The 21,236-nt window shown below is 39.2% G+C and carries 21 protein-coding genes, 1 tRNA gene and 1 other RNA gene; 11 read left to right on the top strand and 12 right to left on the bottom strand.

Annotated features, from left to right (window positions below; genetic code table 11):
• Positions 1–208: 208 nt before the first annotated feature.
• From ACC612_RS02705 to ACC612_RS02690, 4 genes are read right to left on the bottom strand one after another with little or no spacing between them, the layout of a single operon-like run.
• Complete coding sequence (locus ACC612_RS02705) at positions 209–2,545, bottom strand: oligosaccharyl transferase, archaeosortase A system-associated (RefSeq protein ID WP_371852928.1); 2,337 nt, start codon at positions 2,543–2,545, stop codon at positions 209–211.
• A gap of 48 nt (positions 2,546–2,593) precedes the next feature.
• Entirely contained in the window at positions 2,594–3,670 is a 1,077-nt protein-coding gene (locus ACC612_RS02700; protein WP_371852927.1) for a glycosyltransferase, read from the bottom strand.
• A complete protein-coding gene (locus tag ACC612_RS02695; RefSeq protein ID WP_371852926.1) occupies positions 3,667–4,827 on the bottom strand; it encodes a glycosyltransferase family 4 protein in 1,161 nt (386 codons plus the stop codon). Before ACC612_RS02695 ends, ACC612_RS02700 begins: the two co-directional genes overlap by 4 nt.
• A gap of 4 nt (positions 4,828–4,831) precedes the next feature.
• Positions 4,832–5,941, bottom strand: coding sequence for a glycosyltransferase family 2 protein (locus ACC612_RS02690; protein ID WP_371852925.1), 1,110 nt, complete (start codon positions 5,939–5,941; stop codon positions 4,832–4,834).
• 164 nt (positions 5,942–6,105) lie between these two features.
• On the opposite strand from ACC612_RS02690, the gene ACC612_RS02685 reads away from it, so the two are divergent.
• Positions 6,106–7,479 carry an RAD55 family ATPase gene (locus ACC612_RS02685; RefSeq protein ID WP_371852924.1) on the top strand — a complete coding sequence of 458 codons (1,374 nt, stop codon included), beginning with the start codon at positions 6,106–6,108 and terminating at the stop codon, positions 7,477–7,479.
• 9 nt (positions 7,480–7,488) lie between these two features.
• Here the strand turns inward: ACC612_RS02685 and ACC612_RS02680 are convergent, their stop codons facing one another.
• On the bottom strand, positions 7,489–7,728 hold the full coding sequence (locus ACC612_RS02680; RefSeq protein WP_371852923.1) for a helix-turn-helix domain-containing protein: 240 nt from the start codon (positions 7,726–7,728) through the stop codon (positions 7,489–7,491).
• 127 nt (positions 7,729–7,855) lie between these two features.
• Between ACC612_RS02680 and ffs the strand changes: the two genes are divergently transcribed.
• From ffs to ACC612_RS02665, 3 genes are all read left to right on the top strand, one after another.
• Positions 7,856–8,170, top strand: an RNA gene (gene ffs / locus ACC612_RS02675) — signal recognition particle sRNA.
• 68 nt (positions 8,171–8,238) lie between these two features.
• Positions 8,239–8,323 (top strand) — tRNA-Ser (locus tag ACC612_RS02670).
• A 35-nt stretch (positions 8,324–8,358) separates the two neighbouring features.
• Complete coding sequence (locus ACC612_RS02665) at positions 8,359–8,598, top strand: hypothetical protein (RefSeq protein WP_371852922.1); 240 nt, start codon at positions 8,359–8,361, stop codon at positions 8,596–8,598.
• On the opposite strand, the gene ACC612_RS02660 is transcribed toward ACC612_RS02665, so the two are convergent.
• Positions 8,587–8,931 carry a ribonuclease P protein component 4 gene (locus tag ACC612_RS02660; RefSeq protein WP_371852921.1) on the bottom strand — a complete coding sequence of 115 codons (345 nt, stop codon included), beginning with the start codon at positions 8,929–8,931 and terminating at the stop codon, positions 8,587–8,589. The genes ACC612_RS02665 and ACC612_RS02660 overlap by 12 nt on opposite strands.
• 16 nt (positions 8,932–8,947) lie before the next feature.
• Complete coding sequence (locus tag ACC612_RS02655) at positions 8,948–9,604, bottom strand: MBL fold metallo-hydrolase (protein ID WP_371852920.1); 657 nt, start codon at positions 9,602–9,604, stop codon at positions 8,948–8,950.
• A gap of 694 nt (positions 9,605–10,298) precedes the next feature.
• On the opposite strand from ACC612_RS02655, the gene ACC612_RS02650 reads away from it, so the two are divergent.
• The 6 genes from ACC612_RS02650 (at position 10,299) to ACC612_RS02625 (ending at position 14,718) form a co-directional block, all read left to right on the top strand.
• Positions 10,299–11,300 (top strand): PhoU domain-containing protein, encoded by a 1,002-nt coding sequence (locus ACC612_RS02650; protein ID WP_371852947.1) that lies wholly within the window; start codon positions 10,299–10,301, stop codon positions 11,298–11,300.
• 109 nt (positions 11,301–11,409) lie between these two features.
• The gene (locus tag ACC612_RS02645; RefSeq protein WP_371852919.1) at positions 11,410–12,045 is read left to right on the top strand and encodes an Era-like GTP-binding protein; all 636 of its coding nucleotides are present in this window, start codon (positions 11,410–11,412) and stop codon (positions 12,043–12,045) included.
• A gap of 5 nt (positions 12,046–12,050) precedes the next feature.
• Positions 12,051–12,413: a DUF2073 domain-containing protein gene (locus tag ACC612_RS02640; RefSeq protein ID WP_371852918.1), complete on the top strand. Its 363-nt coding sequence runs from the start codon at positions 12,051–12,053 to the stop codon at positions 12,411–12,413.
• 31 nt (positions 12,414–12,444) lie between these two features.
• The gene (locus ACC612_RS02635) at positions 12,445–12,954 is read left to right on the top strand and encodes a hypothetical protein (protein WP_371852917.1); all 510 of its coding nucleotides are present in this window, start codon (positions 12,445–12,447) and stop codon (positions 12,952–12,954) included.
• Positions 12,955–12,974: 20 nt separating this feature from the next.
• Positions 12,975–13,589, top strand: coding sequence for a 6-phospho-3-hexuloisomerase (gene hxlB, locus ACC612_RS02630; protein ID WP_371852916.1), 615 nt, complete (start codon positions 12,975–12,977; stop codon positions 13,587–13,589).
• Positions 13,590–13,602: 13 nt separating this feature from the next.
• Positions 13,603–14,718 (top strand): pyridoxal phosphate-dependent aminotransferase, encoded by a 1,116-nt coding sequence (locus tag ACC612_RS02625; protein ID WP_371852915.1) that lies wholly within the window; start codon positions 13,603–13,605, stop codon positions 14,716–14,718.
• Between the two features lies 1 nt (position 14,719).
• Here the strand turns inward: ACC612_RS02625 and ACC612_RS02620 are convergent, their stop codons facing one another.
• Positions 14,720–15,697, bottom strand: coding sequence for an NOG1 family protein (locus ACC612_RS02620; RefSeq protein WP_371852946.1), 978 nt, complete (start codon positions 15,695–15,697; stop codon positions 14,720–14,722).
• Positions 15,698–15,842: 145 nt separating this feature from the next.
• Between ACC612_RS02620 and ACC612_RS02615 the strand changes: the two genes are divergently transcribed.
• Positions 15,843–16,721, top strand: a complete 879-nt coding sequence (locus ACC612_RS02615) for a CBS domain-containing protein (RefSeq protein WP_371852914.1) — start codon at positions 15,843–15,845, stop codon at positions 16,719–16,721.
• A 26-nt stretch (positions 16,722–16,747) separates the two neighbouring features.
• On the opposite strand, the gene hisE is transcribed toward ACC612_RS02615, so the two are convergent.
• The 4 genes from hisE to ACC612_RS02595 all read right to left on the bottom strand — a co-directional run bounded on the left by hisE (position 16,748) and on the right by ACC612_RS02595 (position 21,217).
• Positions 16,748–17,047, bottom strand: coding sequence for a phosphoribosyl-ATP diphosphatase (gene hisE / locus ACC612_RS02610; RefSeq protein ID WP_371852913.1), 300 nt, complete (start codon positions 17,045–17,047; stop codon positions 16,748–16,750).
• 196 nt (positions 17,048–17,243) lie between these two features.
• Positions 17,244–18,530 (bottom strand): 3-isopropylmalate dehydratase large subunit, encoded by a 1,287-nt coding sequence (locus tag ACC612_RS02605; protein ID WP_371852912.1) that lies wholly within the window; start codon positions 18,528–18,530, stop codon positions 17,244–17,246.
• A gap of 50 nt (positions 18,531–18,580) precedes the next feature.
• On the bottom strand, positions 18,581–19,303 hold the full coding sequence (locus ACC612_RS02600; RefSeq protein ID WP_371852911.1) for a YkgJ family cysteine cluster protein: 723 nt from the start codon (positions 19,301–19,303) through the stop codon (positions 18,581–18,583).
• Positions 19,304–19,774: 471 nt separating this feature from the next.
• Positions 19,775–21,217: a DHH family phosphoesterase gene (locus ACC612_RS02595; RefSeq protein ID WP_371852910.1), complete on the bottom strand. Its 1,443-nt coding sequence runs from the start codon at positions 21,215–21,217 to the stop codon at positions 19,775–19,777.
• Positions 21,218–21,236 lie beyond the last annotated feature (19 nt).

The following is a 21,236-nucleotide window of genomic DNA, read 5'->3' as shown; positions in this document are numbered from 1 at the left end:
TTCAACACACTTGTAGATAACAAGTTGTCTTCCAAATTTATCCTGCCTTGCAATGGCAGGATACCTCCATCTATTCATTTTCCCTTCACATAAAGAGCATCTATAAAGCATCATATCACCTGGAAGCACCGTACAGAGACATAAATAATATAATGCTTTTGTTATATATAATTTTGACTTGAATTTAAGAAAAAATCTAGATAAAAGGTTAGACCTGGACAAGGTCTAACGATAAAATTTCACCTGCCAGAACAGCGCTCTCAGTTACGTTAACCTGTTTAGAAGCACGACTATTTTTACCAATAATAGTATATGGTAAAATGGCATGAGTGGACAGATCACTATTCTCAGTGGAGTAAGCTAGAGTCAGATTGTAAGTGCCATCTTCACCTGCAACTGCAGAATTATAGTAATCAAATTCCCGACCTTCGTTACTGACAATAGTAGTAGCCCCGTAAACAGTTTCCCCGGGTTCAGCTTTACCTGTTACTGTTACCCCTTTTACATACTCAAATACTTTCACATATTTTACTTCAGGATCTTTAGTAACAGTAGTGTTAGATTCATATAGTAAGCGATAATGACCTGAAGCGCTTCCATCGTAAACATGCAGTTTAACAAGCATTGCATTTTTAAACTTGCCATTCTCTACTTTTCTAGTTACCGTAGATGAACCTTTATTGGTTGTTTCGTTATCGAAGAAACTATCATAATCCTCGCCCGCAAGTTTAGCAATATTGAAGAATTTGCCTTTGACCATTGAGATGTCTGTTAGTATATACTTTACTTTTCTTTCATCAAGGATATTTGATGCATTTGTTTCATTCTGAGAGATGAAGAAGACTGCTGCATCCTGTACACCCGGTTGGAAGTTATTGGTCACAACAGGCCTTTGAGACCTATAAATAATCCAATTGCCAAAATCCCACCAGCTGAGAACTCCATACTCAGGAGTCTGCACAGGATCTTGATAATAAGAAGTCACGGGAGTATTTTCCTTTAACCAATCTAAGGTTTCCTCCCAGTCTGAAGGCATGAGAGATGGACTGGAGACAGCAGCCGCAGATATCAAAAACCCAGGCAGAAGCAACATTCCAAGCACCATCAACAGAGGAACATTACTAGGATTTTCATGAACCTTTTTACGCTTCCCTGCATGATCTTTAACTGCCTTTGGCATCAGCCATGAATGCAACTCCCCCATTATATAGCCTGAAAGAACTGCTACATTGATAGCTAACAGATACATAAAACGTCTTTGAGAGAATGCAAGTACGAACACAATAATTGACCAGATCACCAGGAAGGAAATGGAAGGATTGGTTGAAAGTTCCCTCTTACGCATAATCATCATAAGAGAGACAATAGCCAAAAAGAAGAACAGACCGAATCCGCCCCAAACAGACTTCAAAGTAAAACTACCATACTGATCCCAGAACAAAGGTAAAGCTTCATTTATAGTGCTTAGAGTTTCATCAAAACCTAACAAATAACTAACTCCTGCCATGACGTTAGAGTAGAAGGTTGGCATTAACGACCTAACGCCAATAAAACAAACTGCAATAAGTGCAATAATGGCTAATGGATAATGCCACCACTGACCCTTGCCACTTAAAAGGCGAGCTACAGCCCAACATACCAACGTAAAAACAAGCATTACTAATATATACACTACATGGAACCATGAAACAAAAGCAGCACTCAGCTCATATCCTTCCCTTACCATAGCCGAAGCAATAGGTATAATGAGCACAAGTGCAGCCAGATACATTGCACATGAATTAACCAATAAGTATTCTGAACTTCTTTTGACTTTAAGATCAATAGCTAGCTGTACCGGCACATACAATGCAAAAAGACCTATAAAAATAGGTGAACCGGTCCAGGTGAGTACCGAAACAGCAAGCATAAAACCGGCACCAATAGCATATAATGTTGAACGGGAACGAATACAGTCTATTAGCTCCTTTTTTGTTAATTTCTTTAAATTATCAGAACACGAGCTGTCATTAAGTGAAAAAATAAACAATGTAAAAGCTATAGTTGATATCAATATCTCAGCAACGTGATGATCTGTTGCCCCGAACATGGAGACCATTAAATGAATTGGAATTATTGCCAGAACCAGGATACTGTAAAAACCTACCCTCTGGCCAAAAAGTTTGGAAGCTGCAAGATACAAAGGAATTAAGGAAAGAATTCCAAGAACTACAGGAAAAGCTGCTGCAACTACTTCAATTGTACTAGTACTGGGATTGCCAAATCCGACTATTAAAGCTGCTAGTGATGCCAGAATATCATAAAGCGGAGGCCAGCTTATATCAAAACCAAATGGAAAGTTGATATAAGAATCAGAAAAAAGGTAATGAGGAAAATGTTGCGTAGTATAGAGGATACTTCTCATGTGATAATAAGAGTCATAACTTACAAAAGTTACCCTACCGTTCGATAAAAGAGATGATAATGGAAATAAACGTATGAGCAATGCGAATAACGTCACTAACAATACTTTAGTCCTGACAGAGAGAGAATCAATCTTATTCATTCTTAAATCCCTTCGATCTATGTGATCAATCATATTGACATCTTTATTTCATGAAACAAGTACTGTCCTCATTTTCAGAAGCATTGTTGATACATCAAATTCTTTGGCCCTTTGAATACAGGCTTCTTTGTACTTTTGCGGATCTGAGGATACTTCCTTGACAGCATTGACAATTGACGTGACATTTGGTTCCACGAGTATACCTGTAACCCCATCTAACACAGTCTCGAGGTAGCCACCTTCATTTACTGCAACAGTAGGTTTCCCTGATGCCATTGCCTCTATAGGAGTCATACCAAAATCTTCGTCAAGTGCAGTAGTAATATGCCCTTTACAGGTAGCATATAATTCAAGTAGTTTTTCCTCTGTGACACTACCGATAAGAGTTACATTTTCCGGGAGTCCAGCCATTAATTTAGATGCGTATCCTGATGCATGGTCCCCTTCAGCATATCCACCTACGATCACCAATTTTTGGTCTGGGATACTTCTGAATGCTTCTATTTGAAGTTCAACTCTTTTTTCAGGGTAAAGCCTATTAACAGACAACCAGAAATCCCCATATTCTTTGAATTCAAACCTTGAAGTATCTACAGGTGGATAAACCACAGATGAATCTCTGCTAAAATATTTCAGGATCCTTTTCTGAGTATTCATTGAATTTGTCACTATTTTAAATACATATGTTAGATAGTACTCAGAAACTTTCCTGTGTAAGTGGACCCAAATCATAAAAGGCAAGGATACGAACACAGATTGATTCTTACGGTACACATCATATAGGTCATAAAAAGCTCTTGTTGGCGTATGACAATAGTAGACGTTTGGTTTGTGTCTTTTTGCTGCAAAAAATGCCCAGTTACCTGAGAAAATAAAAGAGTCATATTTTTTAGAAAAATCACATGTTGCAAACTTAAAAGAAGCATCTATCTGCTTAAGAGGGGGGATTTTCAATGTATTCCCAAGACTTATTATTTTTACATCCTCAAATCCCATTTTTAAAACAGAATCCATATCTACATCTGTAGTAATTACATCTGCACCTAGTCCCTTTGCAAGAGTGAGGACTAATTTTTCCCCTCCGCCAATTGCCCCGATGTAATCATGAAAAATAGCAATTTTCATTCAAACGCCTCATAAATATTGTTTAGTTTCAACAGCGCCTCATTCCAATCATAATCCTTAGCTTTCTGAGAAGCAGCCTTTGACATGTTGTCATAACATTGATCACATTGAAGAATTTTACTTACAGCCTCTGCAATTGAGCTGGCATCTAAAAGTACAGTAAAACCATCAACTCCATCCTCAACCAGCCCCTGTGAAGCATTATACATCTCTTTGACAGTGACTACAGGCACTCCACAAGCAAATGCTTCTATTACAACCATGCCGAAACCTTCCCTGGAAGAAGGAAGCACAAAAACCTTTGAAGCTTGCAATTTTCTGATAAGAGCATTGTATTCCTGAAAACCTGCGAATTCCACGTTCTTGCAAATCCCCATTTCATTTGAAAGTGCCATCAAATCCTTTTTTTCAGGACCATCGCCAACAATACAGCAAGTAATACCAGGATGATCGGCTTTTAGGAGAGACACGGTTTTAAGCAGAACATCGACATGTTTATCTTTAATAAGCCGCCCAGCAAAGATTATATCATAGACTTTTCCACCTGATCCAACCAAATGTTTGCCAACTTCAAGCTCCAGTTTATAAATTTCCTGAAGATCAATGCCATTTGGAACAACGGAGATTCTTTTCTTAGGGACACCCAATGCCTGAAGCCTTTTCTGGGTCCAACCGGAAACTGCTATATTACTTCCAGATATTTTTGAAACTCCTATTTCAACCATTTTTCCAAAAAAACCTGCCTTACCCATATATTCATACCAATAATCATCCCAGACTTCATGCCAGGTGTAAACCGCAGGACTTTTATTAAAAAGGGAAACAAGCTTTACCGTAAAACATGAAAAATAAGGAAACACACTTACATCAATAACATCAAATTTTTCACGTACAAGAGGATTAAACAATTTTAAGGAGAAGATGATTGCTACAGCAATTGATCTTTTTCCTTCCACATAAAGCTCCCTCGATTTACATACACCATGTAAGATCATGCCTTCGTGCTCAATGACAGCCGGACCTTCCCACCATTTTATCCCAAAAACATGAACTTCATGCCCTTTTTTCAGAAGGCGTTTACCCAGTTCATATATTCTCTTTTCAGCACCACCCTTTATCCATGGATAAACTGCATCATACACGAAAGCAATCCTCATAATGTCACCTATCGGTGTCCACTCCCAGCATGAGGACACTAAGGAAGATAGCTGTAAAGATCATCTGCAAACCTATAGCACCGAAAACCATAGCAAACACAGCAGTTTGTACCTGGAAAAGAGAGCCATAACCTGCACTAACCCACGTAAGCACTACTTTTAGACCAATGAAAATAGCCGTAAGCAAGAAGACCATACCTGCAAACAGCTCCAGTTCAAGTGAGTGATAATCCATGATCTTTTTTATGAAAAAACTTTCCTTGACATATAGCCCATTTATATACCCATAAGCACCGAGATAAAGACCTGTTGCAAAAAGCTGACTCCCAATGACTGTAAGCATACTTGCTAATATGAAAGAATGAAGTCTGGTTTCAGCCACATTGCCCATGCGCGGAAGTGTGAACAGCAAGGCAGCTCCTATTAGAAACACGAAAGTACCCGGGATCAGAAGGAAAGATACCGGACGATAAAGCATCATGAAACGGACATGCCTCCAGCCGTCATGCAAAGACCTAAGCTTGGATGGAGAATCCCGTAAATCATAAGAGATCGGAACTTCCTTTATGCGTAGACCTTTATCTGCTGCTTCTATCACCATCTCCGAAGCTAACTCCATACCATGGCTTTTGAGATTCATCTTTTCAAGAGCTTTGCGCGTGAAAGCACGCATTCCGCAATGAGCATCTGAGATCCTCGTACCAAAAAGAAGATTCAACATCCATGTAAGAACAGGATTACCTATATACCGGTGTAACCAGGGCATTGCGCCCTTTTTTATGTTACCCCTTAGCCTGCTGCCAATTACAAAATCAGCCTCACCACTCAAGAGTAGATCAAAGAACATGGGTAGTTCATTGAGATCATAAGTGTTATCAGCATCCGCTATAGCTATGTAATCACCAGTTGCCCTTGCAAGCCCTTTCAGATATGCATTGCCATAACCTTTTACCGAAGGAATAACCACTGCACCCATGTAAGTGGCAATTTCTGCAGTCTTGTCAGTAGAGTTGTCCACCACAATAATTTCACCATCAAGACCATAATTCTTGAAAAATGACTGAGCTTTCAGTATGCAGGTCCTTATAGTGGATTCTTCATTCATTGAGGGCATTACAATGGAAACCCGTGGCATGCATTCCCATATAACTTACCATTACATAATATTTGTCATATTATGCACTAATGAAATGGACTTTTGCCCATCTGCTAATTTTTTAGAACTATGAAAATATTAAGAAAATATAAGTATTAGTCAATACGTATTGATATAATAGAATGGACGAGCTAAAAAAATTGGAATTTGGGATACGAGGAGTTGACGAAATAACTGGCACTCTTAAATCCCCGTCAACAATATTGTTAGCTGGTACCGCAGGTGTAGGCAAGACCAGCTTTTGCCTGCAAATGTTGTCTAATGCTGTAAAAAATGGTGAAAAAACACTATACATCCCATTCACAACGGAATCACCTGAAAAGTTGAATATGTACTTTTCTACTATGAAATTCTTCGATAGTAGAGTTACTATCCATCCAATAAACAGGTCTATGTCTGAGAAGGATCCTTTAAGCACATTAATTGATATTGGAAATGTAGTCGGGTCATCTAAACCAGATAGAATAGTCATTGACCCGGTAACACCTCTTGGGTTTGGATTTATAGAACCTGAAAAAAGAAGATTTTTTTATACACTCGATTCTATGATACAGGAATGGAAAGCACTTGTAGTTCTTACCGGAGAAATGCTGAAAGAAGAATTACATGAATCCGTCATAAGTCACCTCGTTGATGGCATAATATATCTCTCAAGAGAAGATAGGGGATTAAGAGCAGGTAACTTTCTGGAAGTTCTTAAGCTAAGAGGGATTGAACCCCAGAAAAACACAGAAAACATATATCGAAAATATCGATACAGAATGAATACTGAAGGATTTAGTATGATCTCCTACTCGCAAGAAAAGGAGACAATAACTAATTTGTCGGAAAAGGTCAGTTCTGGAATTCCTGCACTTGACAAACTATTATACAGAGGACTATTTAGTGACAGTAGCACTTTAGTCACAGGTAAACCGGGTACAGGAAAAACAACACTAGGAATGCAATTCATTTTGAATGGACTTGATCAGAAAGAACCCTGCATTATTGTTAATTTTGAAGGCTTACAGAATTCACTTTTCCATGAAGCAAGAAGGCACGGATGGGAAATAGAGAAATACATTGAAAATGGACTACTGAAAGTCATTTCTGCAGATCCGCAGAGCATGTGGCCTGAAGAGCATGAGACGTTGATCAAAGAATATGCCAGAGAGACGAATGCTAGAAGGCTGTTCTTTGACGATATATTTAACCTTGAAATCATGCTGCCTGATCAGTTACAATTAAGAGGATATCTCTATTCCCTGCTTAGGTATCTGAAAGCACAAAATGTCACATCTGTATTCACTATACCTAGATCATCGAGTAGCATTACAGAAAATACAAGAATAGATGCAGAATTTCTGATGGACAACATAATCATATTAAGAAATTCAGAAGGGGGAAGAAGATACATGTGTGTGTCAAAAAGCAAAGGTACGCAGCACATGCCCAACCCCCTGGAATACGCAATTACTGAAAGAGGAATAAAATTAAGGTCTGATACACTGGTATAAATCAAAGCTTTATAAATTGTGTATCATACGCTCTACATTTACACCCAGTTCGGTTAGCCTATAATTATCTTCTTGCTTTTCTATCAGTTCTTTTTCTACTAATTCTTCAATGATTTTATCTACAGATGGCCTGAAAATATGCATTGTCTTTGCTATGCGCTCTGCATCCATATCTTTTTTTGATCCGAGAAGAGACAATAATTTCTTTCTGTTATTGTTACCTGTAACAAATCCTACAAGTTCTTCCATTGTTCAACCCCTTTTATTATATTTTATAACAATCAGTTGTATGTAGGTATTCTGATTTAAACTGTTTCGATCATTTTTAGCTGGACATGGGGAATAAGTTTATTAGTACCTACACATTATTAGTGCTTGGCAGGCTAGTCCGGATAGTCCGGCGTCATCTATAACCCGAAATCGCCGATATGCGGGGGACGAAGCCGAGGGAAGATGTCTGGATCATTCTCAAACCTGGGGTTTCAACTGAGAAACTCCGTCCTGCTTGGATGATGTTGATATAAAAGCTTGTTGGAGAACATGTTTGTATATCTTGATCGCGGGGACCAGTTCAGGCCCGGAAGGGAGCAGACCAACCGTGAACAAACGTCGCTTGTAGGGTTGCGGGGTGGAGGCGAGACTGCAGACCACTTGTGCATGTGAATGGCAGCAACCTGAGGCGTGCCTGCCACTTTATGGAAAAGCATTAAATACATAGATAACGTTAGGAACGAAAATCGGGAAAGAGTTTATTTTCGTGACGAGATAGCCAAGCCCGGTATGGCGCAGGATTGCTAATCCTGTGGTGCCCCGCACTTCGGGGGTTCGAATCCCCCTCTCGTCGTTTAATTATACAGAACTACCACATTGGATGAGATCATGGTCGAAAAAAAGGTAATTCTTCCTGTGCTCCAAAATGAAAAGAAAGTTACTGTAAACCATTCTAATACTGGATGTGGTGGATGTAGCTCAAAGAGTTGTAAAGGAGGAGGACTGGGAATTTACCCGGGATCTGAAAAAGAAGTGGTATTTAGAAATGTCTTCCTTTATACAATAATGGGATTGATAATATTCATCACTACGTATCTCATCGTACGTTTGTTAAATTTATTCATTTGATAGAGTTTCTAAAGTCTGAGTCGAACTATATGGATAGCGCTTAATGTTCTCACATTTAAGACAGGTTATTACCATATATCTTCCTTTAAGGCGTATTCTGCAATTATTACCTGGAACAAGATAGCTTCCACAGTTTTTACAAAAGCGTACCTTCAATTCACGAGGGAATCTCACCAGAAAGCGCATTCCTATTTTTCTTGCAAGTGAAACATACTCATTGCTTCTTTCCGGATTTGAACTGTATTCAGATTCTGCCAATTCAAAGAGCCCCTGAATGCGCTCCATGGCTAGATCCTTTGCGAGATTTTTGCTTTTCTTTTTAAAACGAGACATATTACACCAAATGAAATTATTCAAAAACCAACACTTCTACTCCGGGAACTTTACTATATACATTCTCTGCAAATATCTGCATATTAGCAGAATTGCTACCTGCACATTCATATGAAACCGGAATAACCACTTGAGGAGAGATAATAGCTACTACTTCTGCAGCTTGCTCTTCGTTCATAGTACAGGCACCAATTGGAAGTATTGAAATATCCACTGATATATCATGTATTTCCGGAATCAAGCCAGTAACACCCGCATAGTATATCCTTTTACCGGCAATGGTTACGACATACCCCACACCTGTTTGTTTATGGCCTGAAGAAGGATCATGCGTATAAGAAGGAACTACCTCTATAGAAATACCTTTGATACACAACTCATCGATCAACTCATCACCTGGCTCCACACGCCGTGCATCACCTCTGAATTGTAAGCTCATATTTTCCGGCAACAGAGTAGTTGTACTACTACCTCTTACAATACGTATGGAATCAGGATCAAAGCATTGTGGATGCTCATTGGTCAGAAGAATAATGTCCGCCATATCTTCCGGAGAGATGTTTCCCGACAAGCCATATGGATCCAGGTATATTGTAATACCCTCTCCACGTAGCCTAAAACCAGCATTTCCAAGCCATGTGATCTCCACACCGTCTATGATCTCACTTTTCACGCTAATACCTTCAACAATGAATTAATTGACAAAGGGGAGTTAGTAGCTATTTAAGATAGCGCTTGATGCCAACAGTTATTGGCAATCTTTTGCACACCCACTCACGTTCCAATTCGATGTGAGATAAATATAAGCTGTAAATGAAAGAAAAACAAAACCTATTGGCATTGCTTTAAAAGAGCTGCTCCAGACAACAAGAGACCCTAAGACGTTAAATAGTGAACACAATATGAGAAGATAACCAGAAGTATGCACGCTGAATGTTTGCGACAAGTTCTCTTTAAAATTCTCATTAATCAATACTATCAAACAAATCAGCGCTCCCAAAAACCAAGAAATTGTACGGAATGATGGAGCTATCCCCCCATAAGATAACATGGACAGTTGTTTCACCACATTAACAACAAGATTGTCATAGACCATATCAAAATTAATGTAGAAAAGAGAGAATTTGATACCCCAGCCTGTACTATAAAGTCCATTGTAGAAATAGAACTCCCATGGAACAATCATGCATATAACCGGCATAATCTTTCTAAGCAGAAAAATGTCAGAAGCTTTTATGTGCAGAGGAATCATATTTTAATATATTGTTTTAAATATATAAATAGACGTGCCCTTTTTACACAAATGTATATATATACAATTCTAATTTCTATATATCCTATAAATTAGAGCATACAGAGGGATCGACATAGAGACCAGAAAAGTACAACAAACTGGCGGATCAACCTATATAGTTTCCTTGCCAAAGCAATGGGCAGATAAAGTAGGTATAAAGACTGGAAGCCGCCTTTCACTTTCACCACAGCCAGACGGCAAGCTTGTGATAGATCCTATCCAAGATGCACCCCTTATTAAAAAAACTCAGATCGATGTCACAGATCGCATGGGAGAAATTTTAATAAGAGATATAATAGCAGCCTATCTGGTAGGTTCAGACATATTAGAGATAAAGTCAGAAAGGATGCTAGCAGAGCAGAAGAACATCATACGAGAGATGTGCTACAAGCTAATAGGACCAGAAATAATAGAGGAAACTGGAAAGAAAGTTATTATAAAGGATCTGCTCAACCCTAACGAGATCTCAATTAAAAAAAGTGTACGTAGAATGTTTCTCCTGTCTAATTCAATGCAAAAAGATGCAATCCGGGCACTTAAGACTAATGACAAGGATCTGGCACTGGACGTGATACAGAGAGATGACGATGTAGATAGGCTTTTCCTTCTCACAGCAAAACAATTCCGTGCAGTACTCAAAGGTACCAAACTTCCAGATACATCAGAAACATCAATAGACGAATATCATGATCTGCGCATGGCAGCAGGTCCTCTTGAACGCATTGCAGACCATGCACAAAAAATAGCAAATATGGCAATGAATATGGACTACGCAATTCCAGAGAATATAATGGGAATGATAGAAAAAGCTACTGAAGCAACTCGCAAAATCGTAGAAGATGCTATAGAAGCCCTATACAATCATGATGCTGAACTTGCAAACAAGGTAATAGAGAGAGAGCATGCCCTTAAGCCAAAAATAAATAAGCTGAACCAGTATATTCTGAAGATAGAATCCCATGAAGCAATAGTAGCATTGGGGATTGTAATGGACAGTATAGAGAGGACTGGCGATTATGGAGCTAACATAGCAGAGATAGCTATTAATTCAGCTATGGCTGCATCACAAGAATAAAGTGAGGAAAGAGAAGCAGGGCAACAAAAACATAACTATTATAAATCAAAGGATTATTATAGAAAAATGTCATTTCACTTTCTTGAGCTGGATTTCCAGGAGGGAATTAATGGGCGTAATTAAATCATTCAAGCAGAATTTTTCTGACTTTTTTAAGAAATTATTCCGAAAAAAGAACGCGCGTATAGGAATCTATGGGCCTCCTAACGCCGGAAAAACCACACTTGCAAATCGTATCCTTCGTGATTGGACAGGGGATGCAATGGGTTCTGTATCACATATAGCACATGAAACCCGCCGTGCAAGACGTCGCGAAGGAGTGACAATTAAAGCAAATGGACATTCTATCACTCTTGACATAATAGACACGCCTGGCCTTGCCACAAAAATAGACTTCCATGAATTCATGGAACACGGAATGGAAGAAAATGAAGCAAAGAGAAGGGCTAAAGAGGCAACAGAGGGCGTAATAGAAGCTGTAAAATGGCTTGATAATCTTGACGGAGTCATACTTGTGATGGATGCTACTGAAGATCCATACACTCAAGTCAACGTTACAGTGATAGGCAATATGGAAGCAAGAAAGTTACCTCTTTTGATAGCGGCCAATAAGATTGATCTTCCTGAATCATCGCCTTCCACGATAAAAGAGGCATTCCCCCAGCACCCAATGGTAGCTATATCTGCACTTGAAGGGAAAAACATAGATACCCTCTATGAAGAAATTGCAAAAAGGTTTGGGTGATGAAAATGCAGGGAATTCAGATGGATCTAATATCCGAAGAAAAACTTGCTGAAATGGCTCCTGTCGAAAAAGTCAGATTTATTATAGATGAGGTAAGAAGTGGTAAGATTCTTGTCTTGGAAAAAGGTCTAACACCTGAAGAAGAGGCAAGTCTTATAGAAATGACAATGACACTTATCGAGCCTGAGGGGTTCTCAGGTATAGAGATGGAGAGCTATCCTTCCAAAACCGATACATCAATTTTTGGGAAGCTACTTAAAAAGAACACTGTCCGCACAAGGCTTACCGTAGTAGGCCCTGCAGATCAACTAAAAACTCTCAAAAAGGACAGAAATATGATAAGTGCACTCCTATCATCCCACAAATGAGATATGATTCTAGGTACTGACTGTGGTCAAGATGGAACCTGCAGACAATATTGGAATAACACTCTCACCTGCTCAATCCCTTTCTACCATAGAAATGGGAAGAGATGATGTTAATGTGGTGTGCAGTTATGGGAAAATTTCGATATGGTTTGGCCGGACCGTTCCGGCCACAGTTATATGGAAAGTCCTCATTTGTGTATCAAATGTTGATACGTTAGCTGTTCATGAAAAAGAGATAATTTGCAATTTTGAGGACATTACTACTTATGAAAGCTATGGATATGTGTTAATTTCTTATGCCAAATTTGAAAGTGGATACAGGGCAACTTTTAATATTCCGTTTGTTAGTAACAAAGCTCTAATATACCTAGCAGATTCCATATTTAAGGAACTTAAAGAAACAAACGTGCTTATTGACGTATATTGGACGGGCGATTATTCTGATATCATGAAACTGTATCAGGAAATGAATACTATCGATGAATGGAAACTGAAAAATATAACCTATAAGGATGAGAGCAGGAGTACATCAAATTTCTAAGCGCAAGGGCAAGTGAGAAAATGATACAGAAGAAATTAGAAGTTACTGAGTGCAAGTATTTGATTTCATCAATGGAACTTATGGCAAACCACCTTCAGAAAGTAGTTAACGAGCTTGATAGAAAAAGCATCAAGCAAATGCTCGAACATATCATAAATGCGAGAGCAATATTTGTTATGGGTGCCGGAAGATCAGGCCTTGTTGGAAGGGCTTTTGCAATGAGACTTATGCATCTAGGATTTACAGCTTATGTAGTAGGAGAATCTACAACTCCTGCTGTAACTAAAGAAGATGTTGTCATTGCAATATCTGGTTCCGGCCAGACACGATCAATAGCTAATCTGGCAAAGATCACAAAAGAAATTGGCGCTAAACTTATTACTATCACTTCTAATGATGAGTCAACACTGGGATTAATATCCGATACAGTAGTGAAAATAGCAGGAAGAACAAAAGAAGATGCTGGTGGATATGCTGAAAGACACCTCAGAGGAGAATATACATATCTAACTCCGCTTGGAACATCTTTTGAAACATCTGCTACTGTTCTCCTCGACGGAGTAATAGCAGAGCTAATTTACATCACTGGTGCCTCCGAAGAAGACCTAAAGTCAAGACACAATAAACTGGAATGAAGGAAGGAAAATCATGCCTGGATCGAAGTTTGCAGACAGGGTCCTTAATATGAATATTTCCGGGATCCGGAAGATGTTTGAAGCTGCGGGCTCAGATGCCATTAATCTCGGACTGGGACAGCCCGACTTTGATACACCTCAACATATTAAGCAGGCTGCTATTGATGCAATCAATGGGGGATTCACTGCGTATACAGCTGGTCCGGGCATCGTAGAACTCCGCGAGCAATTGAGCAGAAAATTTAAAGAAGAGAATTCTTTTGATGTTGACCCTTCAGAAATAATCGTTACTTCTGGGGCATCAGAAGCTCTTGAGCTTGCTATAGCTTCCCTTGTTAATCCTGGAGATGAAGTAATGATAGCAAATCCGGGATTTGTATCATATAACGCTCTGGTAAATATGATGGGAGGAAAAGTGGCAGGTGTCCCCCTGAATGAAGAACTTACTATTAGTCCGGAATCTGTAATGGAAAGGATTAATCCAAAAACAAAGGCAATGATAATTAATTCTCCCGCAAATCCTACTGGTGCTGTCCAGAGTAAAAAAGATATAAGAGCCTTTGCAGAAATAGCAGATGACAATGACATCACTATAATTTCTGATGAAGTATATGAGCATTTCATCTACGAAGGCGAACACATCAGCCCTGCTCAGTTTACAGATAATGTTATCACAATTAATGCTGTGTCTAAGACATATGCTATGACTGGATGGAGAATAGGATACGTAGCTGCCAAGAATGAATACATTGAACAGATGCTGAAAGTTCATCAGTATGTACAGGCATGTGCCAATTCAATTGCCCAAAAAGCAGCTTGTGCAGCTATATCCGGACCTCAGGATTCAGTATCCTTTATGAGAGAGGAATTCCTGAAGCGTAGGAATGTACTGATATCAGGACTCAGATCAATGGGACTTAAATGTGTTGTCCCAAAAGGAGCATTTTATGCATTCCCTGAAGTGGAAGATTGCAACACTATGGCTTCTAAGCTCATAGCCAATGGAGTAGTAGTGGTACCAGGAACGGCTTTTGGAGAAAATGGAGATGAACATATTAGAATATCTTACGCTTCATCCATGCCAAATATTCTTAAAGCGCTGGAAATTATGGAAAAAGTGCTTACATGAATTAAAGCACTGATTCATCAACTTTTTTTTCATTTATCATCATCACAAGAGATGCTATTACTTCTTCTATGCCTTCGCCGGTAGCTGTAGACATTGACATCTCTGTAAAGTCAAGGTTCTGAAAATGAGGAAGATCCGATTTGTTGGAAACAACAAGTATTGGTAGATCGAACTGAGTCCTAACTTCTTGTAACAAATTTTCTTGTTCCTCAATTGTATAACCACAATTTTCGCTTGCATCAATGAGGAAAAGCACCACTGCATCCAAGTGTTTCAAAGCAGTAATCGCTTGCAGCTCAATATCATTTCTCTTAGACATCGGCCTATCAAGAAGACCTGGAGTATCAATAACCTGATACCTTACATTACCTATTGAAAAATGCCCAATAGAAATACCTTTAGTTGTAAAGGGATAAGGCGCAACTTCTGGAGTTGCCTTAGTTGCGGCCGTTACAAAACTTGACTTGCCTGTGTTTGGGTAACCTGCCACAACAATTGTTGGCTCGTCGTGAACAGCAGGCAGTTTGCGCAAAATATTACGAGCCTCGTTTAAGAGTAAAAGATCTTTATTTATAGAATCCATCAGTGAACCCATACGGCCAAAACATTGTTTACGCAAGTTTTCCGGGGTTGGACTGCCACGCATCCGGCCTACATATTCCCTTGCAAGATCATGTATTTTTTCACTTGTCCAGGCTACTCTGGATAAAGAGGTACGTATTTTATCCACACCTACAAGTATATCTGCTAGTTCATAGTAAAAACCAGACAACTCATCAAAATTTGGAAATTTTTTGCTGATATTAGCCAGATTATCTGATAATATATTAGCTGATGTTAGCAACATAGATTCTTGGGATTCAAGGAAACTAGCCCTGCCGCTTGATTTTTTACCCGTTGCTGCCCTTACACCTCTTCTAAAAGCTTTATCTATTAGCTCATCAGAAGTATGTATAGTAGGAATTTTCTCAAATATCATTGTTTCTTTACCTGTATGACGTTCAAGGTCTATGACGTATATAATTGTTCTGTAAAATAGAGTATTTACCAATAAGAAATACTCAATTATATATATAGGGGTGAATTACTATAATTTAGTTTTATTACACACGAATGGTGATCAAATGGAGCTTACACCTATCCAAAAAGATATACTTATTGCTTTGATTAATCTACAAAGAGAGAAAGGTCGTGCCGTCAAAGGAGAAGAAATTGCTGAAATCATTAATAGAAACCCTGGTACAGTCCGAAATCAAATGCAATCCTTAAAGGTACTTCAACTTGTAGAAGGAGTTCCCGGTCCCAAAGGTGGATATAAGGCAACCGGAGAAGCTTATGAGGCTTTGAACATCACAGCAATGGATAATGAAGCCTTGGTACCCATATACAGGAATGGCGAAATTGTGGAAGGGGCAACAGTAGCAGAGATTAGTTTTACCACCGTGCGTCATCCTGATCTGTGCCACGGAATGATAAAAGTACTTGGCAATATAAGAAGCTTTGAACAGGGAGACCTTGTGCAGATGGGTCCCACTCCCGTCAATAGGCTTGTAGTACGTGGAGAGATAGTTGGCAGGGACGACACGGGGAATACATTAGTATTCTGTATCAACGAAATGATATCTTTGCCCAAAAAGCCTGTGAGATACTATTCAAACAGAAATGTATTCACAATTAATCTTAATAACACCATAAAAGAAGCTGCAACCTTACTTTCACAAAACAACATATATGGTGCTCCTGTAGAAGAGAATGGCAATATTGTAGGAACTCTAACCTTAAAAGATATAGGTCGCGTCCTCTCAAAAGGAGACATGGATACAAAAGTGAAGGATGTAATGAAAACTGATCTAATAACAATCGATTCTGAAGCGTCTTTGATAGATGCTGTTAAGATATTCGATGCCAACCCCATCATTGCATTTATTATAGTAACATATGATGGAGTTGCAAAGAGCATACTTTCAAAAACAGATGTGTTGCATGAACTTGCAGTGTACTGAAAATCAAACAAAATGAGAAGAAATGATTATTTTCTTCTCTTTTTCATTTCTTCCGCAATATCTTCAAGAGAGATATCAAGTGCGGCAAACATAACTAATAAATGAAAGAACAGGTCTGAAGATTCAGATACAATGTGATCTTTTTGTTTGTCTTTCGCTGCAAGGATTGTTTCAACAGACTCCTCTCCCACCTTTTCAAGTATTTTGTTGATTCCCTTTCGATGGTTGAGCAATGAACACACATAAGATCCTTCCACGGGATTTAATTTACGATCACAGATAACATTATACACTTCATTAAAAACAGATAGATCAGCATCTGACATAGTTTACCTCACCTTATGAATGGCAAGCACATGAACCGAATAAGTCTTTGTTCAAAGAATAGCCCTTTTTAACGAAAACAAAATTAATGTGAAGACGTTGGAGTTAATCCATCCAATATGACGGGTATTGGTAGAACCAACGTCTTAGCCAAATTATCACTGAAGAAATGTATTTATTTCTTTTGGTCTCCGGCCCTTAAATTTTCCTCGGATCTGTGATTTCACCAGTCAAAGCTGAGGCAGCAGCGGTTGCAGGGGAGCTAAGATACACAAAAGATGCAGGACTTCCTTCTCTGCCTTTAAAGTTACGGTTAGATGTTGCAAGCCCCACCTCACCATCACCAAGCAATCCAAAAGAACCGCCCATACATGGACCACAGCATGGTGACTCTACTATGGCACCTGCTTCCATGAACTGTTCTACATAGCCAGCTTTCAGAACTTTCAGATATTCTGCCCTTGATGCAGGGATAATAAGCAGCCTGACACCTTTGGCAACGGGCTCGTCACCCATAATCTTTGCTACAATTTCAATGTCTTCGAACCTGCCGTTAGTACATGAACCTACGAAGATCTGATCAAGTTTTGTGCCTTCGACTTCTGTAACGGGCTTCACATTATCCACATTGTGAGGACAGGCTACCTGTGGCTCAAGGTCAGAAACATTATACCTTTTTATTTCAGTGTAATTTGCGCCTACATCTGGTTTCCAATATGCATCAAATTCATAATCAGGAATACGTTCCTTAAGGTAAGCTGCCGTAATCTCATCTGCTTCAATTATGCCAGCTTTACCTCCCATTTCTATAGCCATATTGGAGATAGTCATTCTCTCAGAAATAGACATGTTATGGATAGTTGAACCTGCATATTCTGCTGCCTGATAACGTGCCCCTTCTACACCTACATCACCTATAAGGTGCAGTATAAGGTCCTTGGAATACACCATCTTTGGCAACTTGCCTTCGACTTCAAACCTGATGGTCTCCGGCACCTTGAACCATAGCTTACCAGTAGCAAATACTGCAGCCATATCTGTAGAGCCAATACCAGTGGAGAAGGCACCTATAGCACCATATGCGCAGGTGTGAGAATCAGAACCAACTACCAAATCACCGGGTCTTACATGTCCTTTCTCAGGCATAATCTGATGGCAAATACCCTCGTATACATCATAGTTAAGGATCCCTTGCTCCTTTGCAAACTTGCGCAACTTTATGTGATTTGCTGCTGCATTAATAGAATCTGCGGGCACTTGATGATCAAAAATTATCACGATCTTGCTAGGATCCCACACTTTTTTCTCTTGCTTGCTTGCCATGATCTCATAAAAACCATCAATTGCAAGCGGACCGGTAATATCATGCGTCATTGCACGATCAATATCTGCAAGTACGAATTCTCCTGCTTTCACGGCCTTGCCAGATGCTTTGGAGAAGATCTTCTCGGCAATAGTCATTGGATAGTTGATGTTCTCAGACATGGTAACCAACATTCTAATTTTATATAGATAAAGTAAATTATAACAGGAATTCACATAGGTTCACATCTTCGATGAGTCCCTTCACTGTCATGAACTATATAGAATACATGCCCCTTTTTGAATCTTTCCAGAGAATAGACAATATTTGAGTATATTGGCTCAAAATGCTCATAGCACTGATATACTAGGATGCGCTCTTCAAGTTCATGTAAATACCTGTCAAGTACCGACTTGGCAAGTATAAGGCTATCCTCATGTGATATAGGTAATCCCAAGCCCTCACACTCAGAGGTACAAAGCTCGCATTCCTCCAGATAGAAAGGATACGTCCTGCATAAGGCAGGTCGCAGTTTGTAAATAGCGCATTTATAGGGCTGATTTGTACTTTCAAGAAAAGAACAATCTCCATTTTTCTTGCGCCTTAACATCCAGCCAAAACTGTGCACATTTCCATCTTTGTCAGTATAGGGGATTAGACTGGATGATTCAGAAATGCCATTTAGAGCATTTTCGACTTCAAGAGGAATAAAGGGTAACAAAAATTCTGATGAAGAGAGATGCGTGTTTTCAGATATAGTCAAAATATCTTGTTGCAAGAGCATCACACGATTGTCAGTGCAACAGCCTCTGCAACAACTTCCACATTGAGTACACGAAAATCCCATATTTCTTATCTTTGAAGCTATGGATTCAACTTTCAGACTGGAAGCCCGATGAAGTTCCTTCCTGACATCCTGGACTAGAAGGTCTTTGTATTTATCGGAAAATATCATTTCATTTTGACTATGCGAGATCGGTAATAAAGATATCGGCAGCACTTATTCTAAAAAGTAAATATAATATAGTATATAAAATAACGTATACTATACGATATAGAGTACAAATAGTAAACATATGAGAGATGGATATAAATGCATTTACTTAGAAGAGAGCACCATAGGACTGATGAAAATAAAATTATACCTAAAAAAAGAGTAACAAACATAACATTTCATACATGTATGAAACAGGCACCTTTGCCACATCATACAAATTCATACATCGGCATACCAGCTAAAGAAAAATGAATTTTGTATGATGATGTATGAAAATGTAAGAAACATACCAAGATGCTCATTTATTCACGAAGATGACAACCAAGCTATAACTCAGATAAGCACGCTTGCATAAAAACAGCTAAGCATAGAAACAATAATAGAGCACATACCGAAAATGAAGAAAGGAAAGAGGTCGTATTCAGCAAACTACTTCTTACTTGACTCTTCCACACCTACTGCATTAAGGAATCTTTTAACAACCGATTCATTCACAAGCTTGAGCAAAGTTTGCCTATCCTTTGCAACACTGAAAACGCCCAGAGGAATCTGTGCAGCTGCAGCATTAGCATGACCGCCACCAGAACCTTCACCAAAAGCCTTTTTCATGACATCCCCAAGATTAACACGTATGTCGTTGCTCCTGCCAGAAATGAAAATTGTGTCCTCTGACACTCCAAAGACCAGCGTGGTAGATATTCCCTCAAGATTTAACAGATAATCTGCTGCCTGGGGCAATGTATCCCTATCCCTGATACTTCCCACATTTGAGATCAAATAGCCACTATAGATCTGCCTGTTGAGAATAGCTTCACCCAACACGTCCAGAGTTTCCGTGGACATAGAAGGGCGCTCAAGCTGATCAAGTATGTCATGTTCAGAAAGGGGATACAAGAAAGATGCTGCTGAAAGATCCGATGGGTCCGTATTCCTTTTAAAGTCCAAAGTATCAGTACGAATGCCATAAAGCAAAGCTGTTGCAAGCTTCTGATTAATATCTATATTCAATTCCTGGAGATATTTGGTAAGGATGGTTGCAGAAGCACCTACATTCGGACGTATATCAATAAACTCCGCATCAATATGCGCATCTCCGATCGGGTGATGGTCAAAAACAGCACCTACATGAGCACCAGGCGGTAATTTATTATTGGAACCTGGAACTGCACAATCAACAAGAGCAACCTTATCATAACGTGAAACATCATGATCTTCCATTTTTAACAGATCGATACCCAACAAGTTAACAAAGGCCTTGTTTTCCTGATGGCCGATCTCCCCACTATAAAGAATATCTGAAGTCACATCAAAACTTTTAGCAATCTCCTGCAGAGCAAGAGCACCTGAAATGGAGTCAGGATCAGGATTGTTGTGGACAACTATTGCCATAGTTTTTCCTCTAAGACCATTAAACCACTGAACAAGCTTGTTCCCTCTTAACATAGATTCGGCTCTTTCAAGAGATCTTGCAAGGGACTTTGCCACAACTTTTGGAGGAATTATCACAAGATCTGCCCCGAGAGCTTCCATTTCCTGCATATTGATCGCATCTGAAGCCCTAGCCACACAATAAATATCAGGAGAAACTTTCTTTCTGATATTTGCCAGTGCAGATTTATTAGCCAAAGGATCAGAACTGAGGATCATTATAGCTGCAAGATTCTTTGTGTTGATCTTCTCTAGAACACTTGGATCTCCAATGTCACCTACTATGGCATCATAAGCTTCTTCCCTAAGGGTTTCCACCTTTTGAGGGTCCTTATCTACTACAAATAATTCCTTATCACGTTCCTTGAGCTCTTTCACAAGAGCAAAACCTAAACTACCACTGCCTAGGACTAAATAGAGTGGTTTTATTTTGGACTTGTCCATGGCATTAATCTCTTTGGTA

The sequence above is a fragment of the Methanomethylovorans sp. genome, assembly GCF_041447285.1.
Classification (GTDB): domain Archaea; phylum Halobacteriota; class Methanosarcinia; order Methanosarcinales; family Methanosarcinaceae; genus Methanomethylovorans.
The sequence above is the reverse complement of the archived record's forward strand: the minus strand, read 5'-3'. Positions and strand labels throughout refer to the sequence as shown.

Bases quoted from the DNA above. Each gene is read 5' to 3' on its own strand.
- ACC612_RS02690 (WP_371852925.1), bottom strand. From the start codon at position 5,941: ATGCCCTCAATGAATGAAGAATCCACTATAAGGACCTGCATACTGAAA.
- ACC612_RS02620 (WP_371852946.1), bottom strand. From the start codon at position 15,697: ATGATATTTGAGAAAATTCCTACTATACATACTTCTGATGAGCTAATA.
- ACC612_RS02635 (WP_371852917.1), top strand. From the start codon at position 12,445: ATGGAACCTGCAGACAATATTGGAATAACACTCTCACCTGCTCAATCC.
- hxlB (WP_371852916.1), top strand. From the start codon at position 12,975: ATGATACAGAAGAAATTAGAAGTTACTGAGTGCAAGTATTTGATTTCA.
- ACC612_RS02665 (WP_371852922.1), top strand. From the start codon at position 8,359: ATGGTCGAAAAAAAGGTAATTCTTCCTGTGCTCCAAAATGAAAAGAAA.
- ACC612_RS02700 (WP_371852927.1), bottom strand. From the start codon at position 3,670: ATGAAAATTGCTATTTTTCATGATTACATCGGGGCAATTGGCGGAGGG.
- ACC612_RS02615 (WP_371852914.1), top strand. From the start codon at position 15,843: ATGGAGCTTACACCTATCCAAAAAGATATACTTATTGCTTTGATTAAT.
- ACC612_RS02605 (WP_371852912.1), bottom strand. From the start codon at position 18,530: ATGTCTGAGAACATCAACTATCCAATGACTATTGCCGAGAAGATCTTC.
- ACC612_RS02595 (WP_371852910.1), bottom strand. From the start codon at position 21,217: ATGGACAAGTCCAAAATAAAACCACTCTATTTAGTCCTAGGCAGTGGT.
- ACC612_RS02685 (WP_371852924.1), top strand. From the start codon at position 6,106: ATGGACGAGCTAAAAAAATTGGAATTTGGGATACGAGGAGTTGACGAA.
- hisE (WP_371852913.1), bottom strand. From the start codon at position 17,047: ATGTCAGATGCTGATCTATCTGTTTTTAATGAAGTGTATAATGTTATC.
- ACC612_RS02660 (WP_371852921.1), bottom strand. From the start codon at position 8,931: ATGTCTCGTTTTAAAAAGAAAAGCAAAAATCTCGCAAAGGATCTAGCC.
- ACC612_RS02645 (WP_371852919.1), top strand. From the start codon at position 11,410: ATGGGCGTAATTAAATCATTCAAGCAGAATTTTTCTGACTTTTTTAAG.
- ACC612_RS02680 (WP_371852923.1), bottom strand. From the start codon at position 7,728: ATGGAAGAACTTGTAGGATTTGTTACAGGTAACAATAACAGAAAGAAA.
- ACC612_RS02625 (WP_371852915.1), top strand. From the start codon at position 13,603: ATGCCTGGATCGAAGTTTGCAGACAGGGTCCTTAATATGAATATTTCC.
- ACC612_RS02600 (WP_371852911.1), bottom strand. From the start codon at position 19,303: ATGATATTTTCCGATAAATACAAAGACCTTCTAGTCCAGGATGTCAGG.
- ACC612_RS02695 (WP_371852926.1), bottom strand. From the start codon at position 4,827: ATGAGGATTGCTTTCGTGTATGATGCAGTTTATCCATGGATAAAGGGT.
- ACC612_RS02705 (WP_371852928.1), bottom strand. From the start codon at position 2,545: ATGAATAAGATTGATTCTCTCTCTGTCAGGACTAAAGTATTGTTAGTG.
- ACC612_RS02640 (WP_371852918.1), top strand. From the start codon at position 12,051: ATGCAGGGAATTCAGATGGATCTAATATCCGAAGAAAAACTTGCTGAA.